Source organism: Luteimonas vadosa (assembly GCF_039543545.1).
GTDB lineage: Bacteria > Pseudomonadota > Gammaproteobacteria > Xanthomonadales > Xanthomonadaceae > Luteimonas > Luteimonas vadosa.
Genome location: NZ_BAABJY010000001.1, coordinates 660828 through 674796 on the forward strand (window position 1 = coordinate 660828; position 13969 = coordinate 674796).

Annotated in this window: 15 protein-coding genes; 10 read left to right on the forward strand and 5 right to left on the reverse strand. The window is 69.8% G+C overall.

Going from position 1 to position 13969, the window contains the following annotated elements; all coding sequences use genetic code 11:
* Window positions 1–22: 22 nt before the first annotated feature.
* Both ABD970_RS03035 and ABD970_RS03040 read right to left on the reverse strand, forming a co-directional pair.
* On the reverse strand, window positions 23–925 hold the full coding sequence (locus ABD970_RS03035) for a CPBP family intramembrane glutamic endopeptidase (protein ID WP_345294014.1): 903 nt from the start codon (window positions 923–925) through the stop codon (window positions 23–25).
* 284 nt (window positions 926–1209) lie between these two features.
* Window positions 1210–1611 (reverse strand): MerR family transcriptional regulator, encoded by a 402-nt coding sequence (locus ABD970_RS03040; protein WP_345294015.1) that lies wholly within the window; start codon window positions 1609–1611, stop codon window positions 1210–1212.
* Window positions 1612–1670: 59 nt separating this feature from the next.
* On the opposite strand from ABD970_RS03040, the gene ABD970_RS03045 reads away from it, so the two are divergent.
* The 4 genes from ABD970_RS03045 to folE all read left to right on the forward strand — a co-directional run bounded on the left by ABD970_RS03045 (window position 1671) and on the right by folE (window position 4870).
* Window positions 1671–2459 (forward strand): MauE/DoxX family redox-associated membrane protein, encoded by a 789-nt coding sequence (locus ABD970_RS03045; protein WP_345294016.1) that lies wholly within the window; start codon window positions 1671–1673, stop codon window positions 2457–2459.
* Between the two features lie 572 nt (window positions 2460–3031).
* Entirely contained in the window at window positions 3032–3445 is a 414-nt protein-coding gene (locus tag ABD970_RS03050) for a hypothetical protein (protein WP_345294017.1), read from the forward strand.
* Window positions 3446–3635: 190 nt separating this feature from the next.
* Window positions 3636–4130 carry a hypothetical protein gene (locus ABD970_RS03055; protein ID WP_486346769.1) on the forward strand — a complete coding sequence of 165 codons (495 nt, stop codon included), beginning with the start codon at window positions 3636–3638 and terminating at the stop codon, window positions 4128–4130.
* A 137-nt stretch (window positions 4131–4267) separates the two neighbouring features.
* The gene (gene folE, locus ABD970_RS03060) at window positions 4268–4870 is read left to right on the forward strand and encodes a GTP cyclohydrolase I FolE (RefSeq protein WP_345294019.1); all 603 of its coding nucleotides are present in this window, start codon (window positions 4268–4270) and stop codon (window positions 4868–4870) included.
* A 57-nt stretch (window positions 4871–4927) separates the two neighbouring features.
* Here folE and ABD970_RS03065 read toward each other — a convergent pair whose 3' ends face one another.
* Window positions 4928–6088 (reverse strand): aminotransferase class V-fold PLP-dependent enzyme, encoded by a 1161-nt coding sequence (locus ABD970_RS03065; RefSeq protein ID WP_345294020.1) that lies wholly within the window; start codon window positions 6086–6088, stop codon window positions 4928–4930.
* A gap of 101 nt (window positions 6089–6189) precedes the next feature.
* On the opposite strand from ABD970_RS03065, the gene egtB reads away from it, so the two are divergent.
* The 6 genes from egtB to ABD970_RS03095 all read left to right on the forward strand — a co-directional run bounded on the left by egtB (window position 6190) and on the right by ABD970_RS03095 (window position 13105).
* Window positions 6190–7494 carry an ergothioneine biosynthesis protein EgtB gene (egtB, locus tag ABD970_RS03070; protein WP_345294021.1) on the forward strand — a complete coding sequence of 435 codons (1305 nt, stop codon included), beginning with the start codon at window positions 6190–6192 and terminating at the stop codon, window positions 7492–7494.
* Window positions 7491–8453, forward strand: coding sequence for an L-histidine N(alpha)-methyltransferase (gene egtD, locus ABD970_RS03075; RefSeq protein ID WP_345294022.1), 963 nt, complete (start codon window positions 7491–7493; stop codon window positions 8451–8453). Before egtB ends, egtD begins: the two co-directional genes overlap by 4 nt.
* A 198-nt stretch (window positions 8454–8651) precedes the next feature.
* On the forward strand, window positions 8652–9380 hold the full coding sequence (locus ABD970_RS03080) for a flavodoxin family protein (protein ID WP_345294023.1): 729 nt from the start codon (window positions 8652–8654) through the stop codon (window positions 9378–9380).
* A 34-nt stretch (window positions 9381–9414) separates the two neighbouring features.
* Window positions 9415–10356, forward strand: coding sequence for an NAD(P)/FAD-dependent oxidoreductase (locus ABD970_RS03085; RefSeq protein WP_345294024.1), 942 nt, complete (start codon window positions 9415–9417; stop codon window positions 10354–10356).
* Between the two features lie 34 nt (window positions 10357–10390).
* Complete coding sequence (locus ABD970_RS03090) at window positions 10391–11719, forward strand: TCR/Tet family MFS transporter (RefSeq protein WP_345294025.1); 1329 nt, start codon at window positions 10391–10393, stop codon at window positions 11717–11719.
* 285 nt (window positions 11720–12004) lie between these two features.
* A complete protein-coding gene (locus ABD970_RS03095; RefSeq protein WP_345294026.1) occupies window positions 12005–13105 on the forward strand; it encodes a DNA topoisomerase IB in 1101 nt (366 codons plus the stop codon).
* Window positions 13106–13187: 82 nt separating this feature from the next.
* Here ABD970_RS03095 and ABD970_RS03100 read toward each other — a convergent pair whose 3' ends face one another.
* Together ABD970_RS03100 and ABD970_RS03105 are read right to left on the reverse strand one after the other, a co-directional pair.
* Entirely contained in the window at window positions 13188–13502 is a 315-nt protein-coding gene (locus ABD970_RS03100) for a hypothetical protein (protein ID WP_345294027.1), read from the reverse strand.
* A gap of 101 nt (window positions 13503–13603) precedes the next feature.
* Window positions 13604–13921: an I78 family peptidase inhibitor gene (locus tag ABD970_RS03105; RefSeq protein ID WP_345294028.1), complete on the reverse strand. Its 318-nt coding sequence runs from the start codon at window positions 13919–13921 to the stop codon at window positions 13604–13606.
* Window positions 13922–13969: the final 48 nt, after the last annotated feature.

Below are 13969 nucleotides of genomic sequence, written 5' to 3' on the forward strand. Positions count from 1 at the left end.
AACGACGGGGCCAGGAACCGGGTCAGCGTTCCGATCCGCCAGTCGGCGCGCGGAAGGCACCGCGCCGCCGCGCCATGTGGAGCAGCAGCAACGTCGCCAGCGTGTTCGTCGCGATCACCAGCCACGAGCTTTCCGGGCCGAACAGGCCGCCGGTCAGCCAGTCGGGTCCGGCATAGCGGCTTGCCAGCGGCGCCAGCGCGCGCCAGTCGTCGATGCCGGACAACGGCACGCCGCTGAGCAGGATGGTGAAGTTCCAGGCCGCGTGGTGGGCGACGCCCACCCACAGGTTGCGGGTCAGTACGAACAGCCCGGTCCAGAACAGGCCCAGCACGGTCACCGACACGAGCATTGTCGCGACATCGCCTGGGCCGCCGTGCGTGACGTTCTCCACGTGCATCAGGGCGAATAGCAGCGCCTGGACCGCGAGTGCCGGCCCGGTGCCCCAGGCGCGCTCGAGGACCCGGAACAGCAGCACGCGATAGACCAGCTCTTCCAGCATGGCCGCAAGGCCGATGAGGGCCGCCACGCCCCACAACGCCGACGCAGCGCCGCGGAACTGCACGAGTTCGTAAGCGCCCAGCGCGAACAGCGCGGCGATCGGCAACCCGACCATGAGTGCGCCACCCGCGCCGCCCAGCATCAAGCGCCAAGGTTGCAGCCGCAGCTCGGTGGCGGGACGCCGCTCGTACCAGCGCACGTAGGCCCAGTATCCTGCCAGCGCGCCCACGAAGATGCCGATGCGCCGGCAGGCGCTCAGCCACGCCGGCCCGGGATGGAACAGCGCATCGACCAGCGGCACGAGGCCCTGCCGGACGAGCATCACCATGCCCAGGATCGACGCGCCGCCCAGTAGCAGCGCAAGCAGCATCGCCAAGGTGCGGCGCAGGCGCGCGGACAGGAGCCGACCGGGTTCCGCGGAAAGCATTGCGTCCGCTTGTGAGGGGTCGGGCGTCATGGTCGTGGGTTGGCATCACGTCGATTCGGGGTGCCGGAACTCTACGACCGGGGCGCACGCCGTCGCGCGGCTTTGCGACGGACACGCGATTCGGGGGAATGAAGGCGTCAGGATCGGGAGCGATTCCGGGGGACTACGCCGATTGCAGGGTTCGGCGCGCACCGTTGCGCTGGGGTCGAACGAAGGGCAAAAAGAGAAGGAAGGGGACGGAGGCAATTGAGCCGGATCCTTTCCAGCGCAACGACTCCCCCGCCTCACCCATCGAACGACGCCAGGATCGGACACGGCCCCTCGGCCTCGCGACTGCACTCGCGTGCGAGGGTGCGCAGGTAGTCCCGGGCCTGCTGCATGTCGGCGATCTGCCGGTCGAGCTTTTCGAGCCGGGACTGGGCGAGTTCCCGCGCGCGGCGGCGGTCGTGGCCGGCGTCCAGCGCCAGCAGTTCACGGATCTCGTCCAGGGTGAAGCCGGCGCGCTGCGCCATGCGGATGAAGCGCAGGCGGCGCACGTCGTCGTCGCCATAGCGGCGGATGCCGTCACCCGCGTCCGGGGTGCCCAGCAGGCCCTTGCGCTGGTAGAAGCGCACGGTCTCCACGCCGACGCCGCCGGCCTGGGCGAACCGGCCGATGGGCAGGCGGGGGGCTTGACTCCGTACCATGGTACGGAATGTAGGCTGCGCCCCTACCTCCCGCAAGCCTCTACGGACAGGACCCCGCCATGGCCACAGACGCCACCTCCAAGCCCCGCACCGCCACCCTCCATCGCATGGTCATGGACGAGCATGTCTGCCCGTACGGGCTCAAGGCCCGCGACCTGCTGCGCCGGCAGGGCTACGCCGTCGACGACCGCTGGCTGACCACGCGCGAGCAGGTCGAGGCCTTCAAGGCAGAACACGGGGTCAAGACCACGCCGCAGGTCTTCATCGACGGCCAGCGGATCGGCGGATACGAGGACTTGCGCGCGCATTTCGGCAAGCCGGTGCCGGACCCCGACGCCACCAGCTACACGCCCGTGGCCGCGCTGTTCGGAATGACCCTGCTGATGGCGCTGGCCGCGAGCACGGCGGCCTTCGGCACGCCGTTCACCGGGCAGGCGCTGGCATGGTTCATCGCCTTCAGCATGGCGGTGCTGGCCTTGCTGAAACTGCAGAACGTCGAACGCTTCGCGACCATGTTCCTCAATTACGACCTGCTGGCGCGGCGCTGGGTGCCGTATTCCTACGTCTATCCGTTCGCCGAAGGCCTGGCGGGCATCCTGATGATCGCGGGCGTCGCCACTTGGCTATCGGTGCCGCTGGCGCTGTTCATCGGCACGGTGGGCGCGGTGTCGGTGTTCAAGGCCGTGTACATCGACAAGCGCACCCTCAAGTGCGCCTGCGTCGGCGGCGCGAGCAAGGTGCCGCTGGGCTTCGTGTCGCTGACCGAGAACCTGATGATGATCGGCATGGCGGTGTGGATGGGCCTGGCCGAATTCGGTTTGCTGGGGACGGGCGCGCACGGCATGTAGCGCGCCGGCTGCGCGGCAGGCCGGCGGCGACGCCCTCCCTCCGCCGGCCGCGTCCAGAAGGATTCCAGTTGCGGAAGCACGGATCCATGCCGGCCCAAGGACAACCACGGCGGTGTCGAAAAGGGAGTCGAAGCCGGGGATGACGATTCCGTTTCGGCGGGCAAGGCAGCATGGTGCGGAACGATGAACGCGTCGAGCATCTTCTGCGGCTTGCACGAGGGGGCTCAGGAGAGAATCCAGCGACTCTGTTTCCTTTCGAGCAAAAACTCTCTCCTCCCTCCTGGCACCAATTGCACCGCCACGCACGTTCAACTCGGCGTGTGACCACTGCGTGCAGCGTCCTGGCCGTCGCTGAATACGCCGGAATGCGACTCGGCTCCGCGCGCGGGATCGACCGCGCACGGCGCGCCTCATGCGCGCGTATTCATGTCGATCGAAATGAACCAACGCGAAAAGGACGCTGCCGTTTCACGTGCATGCGACTTGCGCGGGTCTAGGGTCGGGGCCTCTTCTCCCCCCAGAGAGGCACGCCGCCCGGGGCTCGATCCCCGGAAGCGGCTGCAGGATGCACCATGAAGACCACCACGCAGACATCGGGTGGGTATCGCGATACGACACCGGCCCGACCGAACAGGCGCCGAACCGACCGCGCCGCGAATGCCGACCCAGACAGTCCATTCCGCGCCCTCTTTCGGGACGCGTCTTACTATTCCACTGGGCGCAACTGGAACGACTATGCGCCGGCGTACCGCTATGGCGAGCAGGCCTTCGCGTGCCATCGCGGCCGGCGCTTCGACGAGGTGGAACACGAACTCTCGCGAGACTGGATCGACGCCAGGCAGGGTTCGCGCCTGAGCTGGGTCGAAGCGCGGGGCGCCGTCCACGACGCCTGGAGGCGGGCAAGGGACCGCGCGTTTTTTCGTGCGCATACCGAGACGCGAGCGGAAGCCGGCACGATCGGGACCATCGGTGACAGCGGGTCGTAGCCGGGTGCCGCTTCCTGCACGACGCTCGTACCTCACGCCTTCGCAAAGCACCCCTGCCGCGTAGTCGCGACACGGCCATGACATGCGTGAACGGATTCAGCCGCCGGTGTGCGACTTCACGTTTCGCTGATCGCGACGCGCCTAACGTCGACCCGCACGCCAACGATGGCGTGACATCCCCCAACGTGGCATGCCACGTGGCACGCATAGACAGGAGCAAGACATGAGCGACATCAAGAAAGACCACAACATCGGTGCAGGTACGGGTGCGGTTGCAGGTGCAGTGACGGGTGCCGCCGTCGGCGCGGCCGGTGGGCCGGTGGGTGCCGCCGTCGGTGCGGTGGCCGGTGGCGTGCTGGGCGCGAAGGCCGGCGACTCGATCGCCGAAGCCGTCAACCCGACCGAGTACACCACGCACTTCAAGAGCAAGTACCAGTCGGCGCCGTACTACCGCGACGACCGCGCGTGGAGCGACTACGAGCCGGCCTACAAGTACGGCTACGACACCTATGGCCGTTACCGTGGCCAGAACTTCGACAGCGTCGAGAGCGAACTCGAGCGCGAGTGGTCGGAGACCCGGGCCGATTCGCGCCTGGCGTGGAACGAAGCACGCGACGCCGTGCGTGACGGCTGGCACCACATCGAGCGCGCCATGCCGGGCGACGCCGATGGCGACGGCCGCTGATCCACGGCGACTGTCACCAGTCACATCCAAGTGAGTCGACGGGCCGCCTTCGGGCGGCCCGTTTCGTTTGCCTGCCGGTCCGGCCGGGCGGCCGGACGCGCTAACATGGCAGCCCTCGAAAGCAGCGGAAGACGCCCATGACCGGCCCCCGGGACGACGACGCAATGCCCAGCCGCGACCAGGCCGAAGCGGCCGTGCGGACCCTGCTGCGCTGGGCCGGCGACGACCCTGCGCGCGAAGGCCTGCTGGACACGCCGCGGCGCGTGGCCGAGGCCTATCGCGACTGGTTCAGCGGCTATGCGCTGGATCCGGACGACTACATGCAGCGGACCTTCGAGGAGGTCGGCGGCTACGACGAGATGATCGTGCTGCGCGACATCGAGTTCGAAAGCCACTGCGAGCACCACATGGCGCCGATCATCGGCCGCGCGCACGTCGGCTACCTGCCCGACGGCAAGGTGGTGGGGATCAGCAAGCTGGCGCGCGTGGTCGAGGCCTATGCGCGCAGGCTGCAGGTGCAGGAGAAGATGACCTCGCAGATCGCCGACTGCATCGAACGGGCGTTGGCGCCGCGCGGCGTCGGCGTGGTGATCGAAGCCGCGCACGAGTGCATGACCACCCGCGGCATCCACAAGCGCGGCGTGAGCATGGTGACCTCGAAAATGCTCGGCACCTTCCGCGAGGACGCGCGCACGCGATCGGAGTTCCTCGAATTCATCCAGGTCGGCAACCGCGGCTGATGCGTTCGCGGGCCTTCGCGCCGCGCGCAACGGCACCCGTCGCGTAGCAATCGAACGCTACGCGGCCCGGGCCATCAGGTCGGCGACCCGGACCATGTCGCGGGCCTCGACATGCAGGTGCGGGGCGATCCGCACGAGGCCATGGCGCACCGTCACGATGACGCCCGCTTCCTCCAGCACGCCGGCGACCGCAGCCAGGCGATCGCCAGGGGGACGGACGCCGCACAGGTGGGGGGCGTGTCCGTCCGCCAGCCAGTCGCCCAGGCCGCGATTGTCGAGGGCGGTGCGCAAGGCGGCGGTGCGCTTGCCCAGGGCCTCCGACAGCGGCAGCGCCTGCCACGACAGGACCTGCGCGAGCGCCGCCTCGGCCATCGCCAGCCGCAGCGGATCGGCGACGCCGCCGGCATCGTAGCGGCGGGCACCGTCGAGATAGGGCGGGGGCGCATCGGGCGGGAACCGCCAGTCATCGCGGCCCGTGCGCGCGATCCAGTTCTGTTCCAGCGGTTCGCCCTCGGCGCGCCATTGCGGTGCCGCCCACAGGTACGCGAGGCCGCTGCCTCCCAGCAGCCACTTGTGCCCGACGGCGACCGCGAACTCCGGCTGCCAGCGCGCCACGTCGGCCGGCAGCACGCCGAGGCTCTGGCTGAGGTCGAGCACGAGGGAGGCGCCGCGCTCGCGCGCGGCCTCCGAGATCCGGTCCAGGTCGAGCAGCGCGCCGTCGTGCCAGTAGGCATGCGGCAGGGCCAGGATGCGGATGTCCTTGTTCCGGTGCAGGGTCGCCAGCACCGCTTCGGTCCAGTCGATGCCGGGGATGCGCGGGACCGCCACCAGTTGCGCGCCCACTTCGCGGCAACGCCGTTGCCATGGCAACAGGTTCGAGGGGAACTGCCCTTCGAGCACCAGCACCGCCTGGCCGGGCCAGAGCGGCACGTTGCGCGCGGCCGTGCTCAGGCCGTAGCCGGCCGACGGGACCAGCGCGACGCCGCCGGCATCGCCATCGAACAATCGCGACGCCAGCGTGCGGACGCGCTCGATCCGCGCCGTCCAGCCCGCCATGTCCAGCCGCCAGGGCATCGTCGAATGGTTGATCGCGTCGCGCGCCGCCTGGAGCACGGCATGCAGGCGCGGGCCGTCGGAAGCGGTGTTGAGGTACAGCGCACCCGGTGGCAGCGAGAACAGGCTGCGATGATCTTCCGTTGGATCGCGACTGGCGTGCATGGCCGAACTGTAGGGCAGTGGCGTTGCCACCACCAACATGTCCGTCACGGTTCGGGCGGGTATCCTGTCGCGACGTCGCAGGCCCTGGATCCACCCACCGCATGCAGACCATCCGCCAGGCCGGTGCAGCCGCGCCAGCCACCTTCTCCGGAGCCGATGCGCTGGCCGCGCATTACCGCTCGGTGCGCGCGCGCAGCCGTACGCTGGCGGCGCCGTTGTCGGCGGAAGACGCGATTGTGCAGAGCATGCCCGACGCCAGCCCGAGCAAATGGCACCTGGCCCACACCACCTGGTTCTTCGAGCAGTTCGTGCTCGGCGCGCGCCCGGGTTACGCGCCCTTCGACCCCGACTGGCACTACCTGTTCAACAGCTACTACAACAGCGTCGGCCCGATGCACGCGCGCCCGAAGCGCGGGCTGCTGTCGCGACCGGCGCTGGCGCAGGTGCTGGCCTACCGCGACGCGGTGGACGCGCGCATGGCGGAGGCGTTCGAGCGCGGCGACTTCGACGACGCGATGCGCCAGCGCATCACCCTCGGCCTGCACCACGAGCAACAGCACCAGGAGCTGTTGCTGACCGACATCAAGCATGCGCTGTGGAGCAATCCGCTGAAGCCCGCGTACCGCGACGACCTGTCGATGCCGAGGCAGGCGAGCCCCGAGCGCCTGGAATGGATCGCAGGCAGCGAGGGCGAGGTCGAGATCGGCGCCGCGCCCTGGCCCGGCAGCGGGCAGTTCGCCTTCGACAGCGAATCGCCGCGCCATCGCACCCTGCTGTCGCCGCATGCGCTGGCCAGCAGGCCGGTGAGCAACTCCGAGTTCCACGACTTCATCGCCGACGGCGGCTACCGGACGGCGACGCTGTGGCTGAGCGCCGGCTGGGCGCAGGTGCAGGCCGAAGGCTGGCGCGGTCCGCTGTACTGGGACGAGGACGGTGCGCGCGAATTCACGCTCGGCGGCATGCGCCAGCTCGATCCGCACGCGCCGGTCGTGCACCTGAGTTACTACGAGGCCGACGCGTTCGCGCGCTGGGCCGGTGCGCGCCTGCCGACCGAGGCGGAGTGGGAACACGCCGCGGCCGGCCAGCCCGTGCGCGGGAACTTCGTCGAGGACGATTACCTGCATCCCGTTGCGCCGGCCGAGGGCGCGGCCAAGGGCGCGCCGCACCAGCTGTACGGCGACGTCTGGGAATGGACGTCGAGCACGTACACCGCGTACCCGGGCTTCCGCGAACTGCCCGGCGCGCTGGGCGAATACAACGGAAAGTTCATGTGCGGCCAGTTCGTGCTGCGCGGCGGCAGCTGCGCCACGCCGCGCGACCACGTGCGCGCCAGCTACCGCAATTTCTTCACGCCCCCGGACCGCTGGCAGTTCTCCGGCCTGCGCCTGGCCAAGGACGCCGCGTGAACGCCGTGGCCCAGCTGACCGACCTGCACCCCACGCCGGACGACATCATCGGCGACGTGCTCGCCGGCCTGTCGTGCACGCCCAAGCGCCTGCCCTCGAAGTATTTCTACGACCAGCGCGGTTCCGAGCTGTTCGAGCAGATCACCCGCCAGCCCGAGTACTACCTGACCCGCGTCGAGTTGGTCCTGCTCGAGGACAAGGGCGGCGAGATCGCCGAAGCCGTCGGGCCGCGCGCGCACGTCGTGGAGTACGGCAGCGGCAGCGGCCGCAAGACGCGCATCCTGCTCGACGCGCTGGAAGACCCGGTGGCGTACACGCCGATCGAGATCTCGCGCAGCGCGCTGCTGGCCAGCGTCGAACGGCTCGACCGCGAATTCGGCGACGTCGAGGTGCTCCCCGTGCTCGCCGACTTCACCGAGCCGGTGCCATTGCCCCGGCCACGGCGCGAGGCCGACCATGCGCTGGTCTTCTTCCCCGGGTCCACCCTGGGCAACTTCACCGACGCCGAGGCGCGCAAGTTGCTGCGCGCGATGCACCAGACCATGGGCGAGCGCGGCGGCGCGCTGGTCGGCATCGACCTGCAGAAGTCCCCGGAGATCCTCGAAGCGGCCTACAACGACGCCGCCGGCGTCACCGCCGCCTTCACCCTCAACCTGCTGGCGCGCCTGAACCGCGACATCGGCAGCGACTTCGACCTGGCGGGCTTCGAGCATCGCGCGACGTACTCCATCGAGCGCGGCTGCATCGAGACCTTCCTGGTCAGCCGCCGGCCGCAGGTGGTGCATGTCGAAGGCCACGCGTTCGAGTTCGCGCAGGGCGAGGCGATGCAGGTCGAGTACAGCCACAAGTACGACGACCAGGGTTTCGCGGCGCTCGCCGCCGACGCCGGCCTGAAGGTGGTGCGGGCCTGGAACGACCCGAAGGACTGGTTCGGACTGCGATTGCTGCAACGCGCTTGATAGCCCCTCTCCCGCATGCGGGAGAGGGGTTGCGGTGAGGGCCCGGCGTTTGCCCGGACCGTCCCTCCCGTCGGATGCACCCTTGTCCGGCGCAACGTGCCACGTGGCAACTAGTCCGGCGCAGGCCCTTCTCCCATGCGCTGGCGACGCGACCAACGACGAAGCAGGGGAGACCTCGAACCCCGGGAACACGAGACCATGACGACCAAGGATCCCAAGCCGCCCGCGACCTACGACGACCTGCGCGCGCTGTTCATCAATTGCACGCTCAAGCGCAGCGGCGGCGAGCCGTCGCATACCCAGCGCCTGATCCACGTGGCCGCCGAAGTGATGCGGGCCAACAAGGTGGAGGTCGACATCGTCCGCGCCGTCGACCTGGAGCTCGCGCCCGGCGTGCAGCCGGACATGACCGAACACGGGTTCGAACGCGACGATTGGCCCGGGTTGCGCGAAAAGGTCCTGTCGGCCGACATCCTGGTGCTGTGCACGCCGATTTGGCTCGGCGAGGAGAGCTCGGTGTGCCGGCGGGTGATCGAGCGCCTGTACGCCGAGTCGGGCAAGCTCAACGACCAGGGCCAGTACCTCTACTACGGCCGCGTCGGCGGTTGCCTGGTGACCGGGAACGAGGACGGGATCAAGCACTGCGCGATGACCCTGCAGTACGCGATGCAGCACCTGGGGTACGCGATCCCGCCGCAGGCCGACGCCGGCTGGATCGGCGAGGCAGGACCCGGCAAGTCCTACGGCGACGACGGCGCCGGATACGACAACGACTTCACCCAGCGCAACACCACCTTCATGGCCTGGAACCTGATGCACCTGGCGCGCCTGCTCAAGGACGCCGGCGGCTTCCCGGCGCATGGCAACCAGCGCGACAAGTGGGACGCCGGTTGCCGCTTCGACCACCCCGATCCGGCGTCGGCATGAGTCGAACCGGCTCGACCAGGCCAACGGAGGCCGCATGACCGAAGAAGATCCCATCCTCGACGCGCTGGTGATCGGCGCCGGCCCGGCCGGACTCACCGCCGCCACCTACCTGTCGCGGTTCAAGCGCCGGATCGCCGTGGTCGATGCCGGCAACAGCCGCGCGCGCTGGATCCCGACCAGCCACAACTGCCCCGGGTTCCCGTCCGGGGTGACCGGCGACGCCTTGCTCGACAAGTTGCGGGAACAGGCCCGGGCCTACGGCACCGAGATCGTGGGTGACCGGGTGTCGGGCCTCGAGCGCGATGGCGATGCCTTCCACGCCGTGGGCGAGCAGGGCGGCCGCTGGGCGGCCCGGTACGTGCTGCTGGCGACCGGCATCGTCGATTGCGTGCCGAAGATGGCGCGCCTCGAGCAAGCCATCGAGAACGGGGCGATCCGGTTGTGCGCGGTCTGCGACGGGTACGAGGCCTGCGACGAGCGCATCGCCGTGTACGCGCCGGTCGACGAGGCGATCCGCCATGCCCTGTTCCTGCGTACCTTCTCGCGCGAGGTGCTGGCGGTACGGTCGGAAGCCGGCGAGCCATCGGCCGAGTGCGCGCGGCTGGCGCACGATGCGCGCGTCGCGGTGCTGCCCGTGCCGGAGTCGATCGACTACCTGGCCGGCGAGGGGTGCCGGATGCGCTTCGCCGACGGCGACGAGCGCACCTTCGACACGGTCTACCCCGTGCTCGGGGGAAACGCGCAGTCCGGCCTCGCCATCGGCCTGGGCGCCGAAGTCGACGACAACGAGGAACTGGTCGTCGACGAGCACCTGCAGACCAGCGTCGACGGCCTCTACGCCATCGGCGACATCGTCAGCGCGCTGAACCAGATCAGCGTGGCCGTGGGCCATGCCGCGGTCGCGGCCACGGCCGTGCACAACCGGCTGCCCCGCAACTTCCGCGAGGACAAGGCGAGCCAACCCGAGGACGCATGACCGGTGGCGACCGGGGCTCACGCGGCGATGGCCCATGGTGCTGGAACGGGCGCGCGACCGCGCTAGACTGCGCGCCCTCCCGCCGCCGGCCGCCGACGTGACGCCAGCCTCCCCGCCCGCGCGCCGCGCCGCGCTCGCCTTCATCTTCGTGGTGGTGCTGGTCGACGTGCTGGCGTTCGGGTTGATCATTCCCGTGCTGCCGCACCTGATCAAGGGTTTCGTCGGCGGCGACACCGCGGACGCGGCGTTCTGGGTATTCGTGTTCGGCACCACCTTCGCCGCCATCCAGTTCGTCAGCGCCCCCATCCAGGGCACCTTGTCCGACCGCTTCGGGCGGCGGCCGGTGATCCTGCTGTCGTGCCTCGGGCTGGGCGTGGACTTCATGCTGATGGCGCTGGCGCAGAGCTTGCCCTGGCTGCTGGTCGGACGGATCGTCTCGGGCGTCGCCTCGGCCAGCTTCACCACGGCCAATGCCTACGTCGCCGACGTGGTGCCGCCGGGGGAGCGCGCGAAGAGCTACGGCATGCTGGGCGCGGCCTTCGGCATCGGCTTCATCGCCGGGCCGTTGGCGGGCGGTTGGCTGGGCGCCATCGACCTCCGCCTGCCGTTCTGGTTCGCGGCCGGCCTGGCCCTGGCCAACTTCTGCTACGGCTGGTTCGTGCTGCCCGAGTCGTTGCCGCCGGAACGGCGATCGACGCGCTTCGACTGGTCGCATGCCAATCCGTTCGGTGCGCTGCTGCTGCTCAAGCGCTATCCGCAGGTGTTCGGCCTGGCGGCGGTGGTGTTCATCGCCAACCTCGCGCACTACGTGTACCCGAGCGTGTTCGTGCTGTTCGCGGACTACCAGTACGCGTGGGGTCCGCGCGAAGTGAGCTGGGTGCTCGCCGCGGTGGGCGTGCTGAGCGTGGTGGTGAACGCGGGACTGGTGGGCCGTCTCGTCGCGCGGCTGGGCGAGCGCCGCACGCTGCTGCTCGGACTGGGATGCGGCGCGATGGGGTTCATGGTGTACGGCCTGGCTGATGTCGGTTGGGTGTTCCTGCTGGGCTTGCCGGTCAGCGCGCTGTGGGCGTTGGCGGCACCAGCGACGCAGGCGCTGATCACCCGCGCGGTGGGGCCGGACGTGCAGGGCCGCATCCAGGGCGCCTTGATGAGCCTGGTCAGCCTCGCCGGCATCCTGGGGCCGGCCGTGTTCGCCGGCAGCTTCGCCCACTTCATCGGGGACGATGCCGGGGTGCACCTGCCGGGCGCGCCGTGGTACATCGCCGCCGCGTTGCTGGGCGTCGGACTGTTGCTGGCGTGGCGCCATGCGCGGGACGACATCGAAGCGCCTGCCGACATCGCGAAGGCCGTGTCGAAGTCCTGATCGCCATGCAGGCTGAATCGTTCACGCAGCGCGTCACGAATTGCGGCAATTGCGCGTGGAATTGACCCACGGCTCACGCCGCGCGCGATAGCTTGCGGCGGCAAGGACGATCGCGCCGCTGGATTGGCGCAGTGCGCAGGCGCAAAGCGCATCCACAGGGAGGTGTCGGCACGCGGCATGGCGGGCAGGAAGCCCGCCTTGCCGCTGTCGATCTCGACTTGCCCCATTCCGTCGACGTTCGCCGCCAGGCGCGCGTTCCGCGTGCCCGACCACGGAGCCCCGCCGATGCCGAAGCCGTCCGCCGATGTCGATGCCGATGCCGCGCGGCGGACGGCGAAGAGCGCTGGCCTGCGTTACGTCAGCGACACCCTGCCCGGCATCACGCGACGCCGGCGCGGCAAGGGTTTCAGTTACCGCGCGCCGGACGGGACGCCGATACGCGACCGCGACGAGCTGGCGCGCATCCGCTCGCTGGCGATTCCGCCGGCGTACCAGGACGTGTGGGTCTGCCGCGATCCTCGTGGCCACCTCCAGGCGACCGGGCGCGATGCGCGTGGGCGGAAGCAGTATCGCTACCATCCCCAGTGGGCGACGGTGCGCGGCGACGGCAAGTTCGACCGCGTGGTCGCGTTCGGCGAGGCGCTGCCGAAACTGCGGCGGCGATTGCGTACGGACCTGGCACTCAAGGGCCATCCACGCGACAAGGTGCTGGCGATCGTCGTGGCGATCATGGCCGAGACCCTGGTGCGCGTCGGCAACGGGGACTACGCCCGCAGCAACAAGTCGTACGGGCTCACGACGCTGCGCGACCGCCATGCCAGGTTCGCGTCGGGGGGCCGGGTGCGCCTGGCGTTCCGTGGCAAGGGCGGACAGGACCACGACATCGCGATCGACGACAAGCGCCTGGCGCGGCTTGTGCGGGGCTGCCAGCAACTGCCTGGACAGACGCTGTTCCAGTACCGCGACGACGACGGCACGCTGCAGCCGGTCGATTCAGGCATGGTCAACGACTACCTGCGCGGCGTCATGGGCGAGGACTTCACCGCGAAGGATTTCCGCACCTGGGGCGGCACCCTGCACGCCATCCGCTGCTTCGGCCGGACGCCGTTGCCGGACGGGAAGCCAGGGGAGGAACCCTCGGCGCGCGCGTTCGCGGCGGTGGAGAACGAAGTGGTCCGGCAGGTGGCCTCGGAGTTGGGCAACACGGCCTCGGTCTGCCGCAAGGCCTACATCGACCCGGTCGTCTTCGAAGGATGGCGCGACGGCTCCCTGGCGCGCTGCGCGCGCGATGCCCGCGGCCAGCGGCAATGGGAACAGGCCGCGCTGCGCTTCCTCAAGCGTGCCCGGCGTGCCGGGTCGACTGCTCGGAAGCGCGCGCGGCGTTAGTCGGGAGCCAGGAAAAAATACTCCCGCGAAACCGGGAAGGCGCGCGGGAGTCGGGAATCGACTTCAGCTCTGGAGAGAGAGATCAGAAAGTCGGCAACGGGACCGGGTCCGTCGGGTGTTCCGGCGGCTCCTCGGGTGATCGTGGGGGTTGCTGCGTCGGGTCCTCCGGCGGGGCGACCGGATCCGGGGGAAGCGCCGGATTGTCGGGCAGCGTCGCATCGACCGGCGGCGGTTCCAGCTCTGGCTCGGGAATGGGGGGTGGCGGCATTTCGGACTGCTCGCGCTGCGCCTCCGTTTGCTCGACGGGTGCATAGGCGTCTTCGGCCTTGCTGCAGGCCGCCAGGGCGATGGCCAGCACGGCGATGGTGACCGGGACCGAACCGATGGTGCGCTGCATGTCGTTCCTCCTTGCGCTCGCCAGCTGCCGGGCGAGTATCCCGGCCTGGATGTAGCTTTCGCGTCGTTTTTTCGCTAACGGGGGTTCACGCGCGGATCCGTTCAGCCGCAACGCACGTTGACCACCACGTTGTCATCGTCGACATCGATGTTGAGCCGGCTGGGGTGGTACTCCATGGTCACCACCTGCCCGGGCTTGAGGGTGCGGGCGACCCGGGCGCCGGCGGCGCGGCGGGCCTGTTCGACGACATCCTCGCTGGCGGTGCGGCCGATCACCACGCGGGCGGCATCGGCATTGCAGCTGGTCATGGGCGGGTCCTCGGTGGGCGGGGCGATCGGCGCGCAGGCGCCCAGGGCGAACAGCAGCATCGCACCGAACCAGGGCGATGCCCGGTGATGGCGCGGGGAACGGTCGAGCATGGTGGCGGCCTCCTGGGGTATCGCCGCAGCCTGCCGTCGCCGATGTCG